At 68.7% G+C, this 3,595-nt stretch carries 3 protein-coding genes; 2 read left to right on the top strand and 1 reads right to left on the bottom strand.

Going from position 1 to position 3,595, the window contains the following annotated elements:
• Both ASJ79_RS20555 and ASJ79_RS20550 read left to right on the top strand, forming a co-directional pair.
• A partial coding sequence (locus tag ASJ79_RS20555; protein WP_231750956.1) for an MFS transporter occupies window positions 1-655 on the top strand: 655 nt, incomplete at its 5' end.
• On the top strand, window positions 652-2,202 hold the full coding sequence (locus tag ASJ79_RS20550) for a class I adenylate-forming enzyme family protein (protein WP_067959213.1): 1,551 nt from the start codon (window positions 652-654) through the stop codon (window positions 2,200-2,202). The genes ASJ79_RS20555 and ASJ79_RS20550, both read left to right, overlap by 4 nt.
• A gap of 92 nt (window positions 2,203-2,294) precedes the next feature.
• Here the strand turns inward: ASJ79_RS20550 and ASJ79_RS20545 are convergent, their stop codons facing one another.
• Entirely contained in the window at window positions 2,295-3,488 is a 1,194-nt protein-coding gene (locus tag ASJ79_RS20545; RefSeq protein WP_067959210.1) for an acyl-CoA dehydrogenase family protein, read from the bottom strand.
• Window positions 3,489-3,595 lie beyond the last annotated feature (107 nt).

Genomic DNA, 3,595 nt, shown 5'->3' with positions numbered 1-3,595 from the left:
GCTGCTGGTCGGCGTGCCAAGCCTGGTCGCCCGTGTTCGAGTGCGCCCCACCGGGTTTGTACCGATGGCTGTGCTGCGGACCCGCGGATTGCTGCGGGTGATGGTGGCCGCCAGTGTCGTGCCGACATGTTGGTTCGGTTTGCTCGTCGCGATCCCGGGCGTCCTCGCGGCCCGTGGATGGGAGCCGGTCGGCATCGGCCTGCTCATGCTGCCCAGCGCGCTGCCGGGCGTTCTCGGTCCGCGTGTCGCCAACTGGAGCCTCGGCCGGTTCGGGCCGCGACGCACGGTCGGTTTGGCCGCCGTGGTGGCGGTCGTCAGCGTGGTCGTCGCGGCCGCCGGCGCGGCGGGGCCCAGCGCCCTGCTCGTCGCGGCCATGGTCGTGGTCAACCTGTCGTTCGGGATGGGGCAGCCGGCGCTCGCCGCCAGCGTCTCCGAGGTCGTCGACGGTGAGCTACGCAGCGGTGCGCTGGGATTGGCCTCACTCATCTTCTTCATCGGCGGCGGTGTGGGATCGGCGATCGCCGGCCTGGCCGGTGTCGTCGGAAGCACCGCCAGCATCCTGCTGCTCGCGTCGGTGCCACTGCTGTTCGTCGTCGTCCATCTGGCAGTCGGCCGCCGCCGCGGCGTGGCCACCGATCGGAGGAGCTCACCATGACCGCCGTCCCCGCGACCCCCTCGGCGAACTCCGTCAATCTGTGGGACGTCTTCCGCCGTGCTCTCGACCTGCATGCCCGCCGCCCCGCACTGATCTGTCGCGAGGCGACGTGGACCTACGCCGACCTGGGACGTGCGGTCGGGCACGTCACCGACCTCCTCCGCGGCGCGGGCGTCACACGTGGTGACCGGGTGCTCATCCTGCTCGGCAACGGCCCTGCCTTCCCGGCAACCGATGTGGCGATCATGACGCTCGGTGCGGTGAAGGTGCCGCTGAACGCGATGCTGTCGGTCCCCGAGGTGGCGACGGTCGCCGAGCTGGTCGCCCCGGCGTGCGTCGTCGTCGACGACGAACTGGCACCACTGGCGGCCGGGATTCCGGCCACCGTCGAACGGATCTCATTGCGAGCCGGGTGGACTGACGACATCGCTACCGACCGCGCGCTGGAACCGTGTCACGACGTCGCTCCCGACGCGCCGGCCGCGGTGTACATGTCCGGCGGCACGACCGGCCGGCCCAAGGGCATCATGCACTCTCAGCAGTCGGTGGTGCAGAACATCTGGGCCCACCTCATCGAGGCCGGCATCGACCGCGACGACCGGCTGTTGCTGACCACGCCACTGGCGCATTCGGCCGGGCTGTTCACCGCCGCAGGCCTCGTGCGGGGCGCGCAGATCGTGGTCGAACCCGGTTTCGACGCGGACCGCTGGATCGAACTGGTCGACGAGTACGGCGTGTCATGGTCGTACGGTGTCCCGACCATGGTGCGCCGCATCGTCGACGCCGCACGGCAGCGCAACTGGTCGACCAAGTCGATGCGGACGTTCCAGTACGGTTCGGCGCCGATGTCACCCGGTCTGCTCGCGGAGGCCATCGATCTGTTCGGCCCGATCCTTCAGCAGCTGTACGCCCAGACCGAATGTCCGCAGTACGCCACGCTGTTGCGCAAGGAGGATCATGCCCGCGCACTGCGCGAGCCTTCGCTGCTGGCGTCGGTGGGCCGGCCGGTCACGATGTGCGACGTGTCGATCCGCTCCCAGGACGGGACGGAATGCGCGGTGGGGGAGATCGGCGAGGTGTGCCTGCGCAGCCCGTACGTGATGACGGGCTACTGGCAGGACGACGCCGCCTACCGGCAGCGGTTCCACGGCCGGTGGCTACGCACGGGAGACGTGGGGCGGGTCGACCAGGAAGGCTACGTGTATCTCGTCGACAGGCTGGCCGACATGATCATCAGCGGTGGGATGAACGTGTACTGCGTCGAAGTGGAGGCTGCGTTGTCGACCCACGACGCGGTCGCCCAGGCGGCCGTCGTCGGCTTGCCCCACGAGGACTGGGGGGAGGCGGTGCACGCGCTCGTTGTTCTCGAGCCGTCGTCCACCGGCAACGATCCCGCGGAACTGGAGGACGCGCTGTCCGCGCACTGCCGCGGTGCGCTGGCGGCCTACAAGCGGCCGAAGACATACGAATTCGTCGACAGCATCCCGACGACGGTGTACGGCAAGTACGACAAGAAGCGGATCCGGGCCGAGCGTTCAGCGAGATGAACTACCCAGAGCGTTCAGCGAGATGAACTACCCAGAGCGCTCCGCGCGGTGAGCGACCCGCTGCGCTGCCCGGCGGGGCGCCTACACCCCGCTTACTCGGCCGACACCGCCCGCAGGGCCCTGCGGGCGATGGCCCAGCGGTGAACTTCGGAGGGCCCGTCGTAGATCCGGAACGGCCTCATCTCGCGGTAGATGCGCGCCACCGGCAGATCACTGGAGACGCCCAGCCCGCCGCACATCTGCACGGAACGGTCAACCACTCGGAAGAGCGCCTCTGCGGCAAAGGTTTTCGCGACCGAGGTGGACATGCCGGCCCTCTGGCCGGCGTCGAGCTCCCAGCATGCCTGCACGAGAAGGGCTCGCGTGGCGGCCAGGTCGATCTCGTTGTCGGCGATCATCTGCTGCACCATGCCGAGGTCGCCCAATCGGGCACCGAACGCTCGGCGTTGCGCGACATGGGAAACGGCGGCGTCGTGACTGCGCCGGGCTGCGCCGAGCCAGCGCATCACATGCGTCATGCGCGCCGGGCCGAGGCGGACCTGCGCGTGGACCAACCCCTGATCGACGTCGCCGAGCACGTCGTCATCGCCCACGAAGACATCGCGGAAGGTGACTTCGCAATGGCCGCCGATCATGGCGCGGTCGAGGGTGTTGATGTGGCGACCCACCTCGAGCCCGTCGGAATCTGATGCGACGAGGAACATGGTCGCTCCGCCGGGCTCACCCGGTTCGCCCGACGTTCGCGCGACCGTGATGAAGACGCTTGCACCATCGGCGCCGGTGATGAACCACTTGCGTCCGTTGATCCGCCATCCGCCCGAGACCTTCTCGGCCTTGCACGTCAGCGCCGCCGGATCCGAGCCGGCACCGGGCGAGGGTTCCGTCATGGCGAATGCGGAACGGATGTCGCCGCGGGCCAACGGCGCCAGATACCGTTCCTTCTGCTCCGCATTCGCGACGTGGGCCAGCAGGTGGACATTGCCCTCGTCGGGGGCGGCGATGTTGAGCGCCAACGGCCCGAACAACGAATAGCCCGCGGCCTCGAACACCGGGATGCAGTCCAGGATGCCGAGGCCGTGGCCGCCATACTCGGCGGAGGCATGCGGGGCGAACACTCCGAAGCTGCGAGCGGCGCGCTGGAGGTCGCGGCGGGTGTCCTCGCCGCCGGCGGCCACGATGTCGCCATCGCTTCTGTCTTCGACCGGTATCACGACGTCTTCGATGAACCGGCTTGTCCGCGAGGCGATTTCCTGCACTCGGGGTGGAAAGCTCAGATCAACGGACACCCGCGGCCTCCCTCTATGTCGCAGCACCGAGCCATGACCGATACCGAGCGAACGATCGGTATTTCCTAAACATGCCATCGGCGGTCGCTGTCTGTCAAGCGCGTCGA

It is taken from the genome of Mycobacterium sp. NAZ190054, assembly GCF_001545925.1.
Taxonomy (GTDB): domain Bacteria; phylum Actinomycetota; class Actinomycetes; order Mycobacteriales; family Mycobacteriaceae; genus Mycobacterium.
This window is presented reverse-complemented; position numbering and strand designations above follow the sequence as displayed.

Coding starts and splice junctions, on each gene's coding strand:
- ASJ79_RS20550 (WP_067959213.1), top strand. CDS start 652: ATGACCGCCGTCCCCGCGACCCCCTCGGCGAACTCCGTCAATCTGTGG.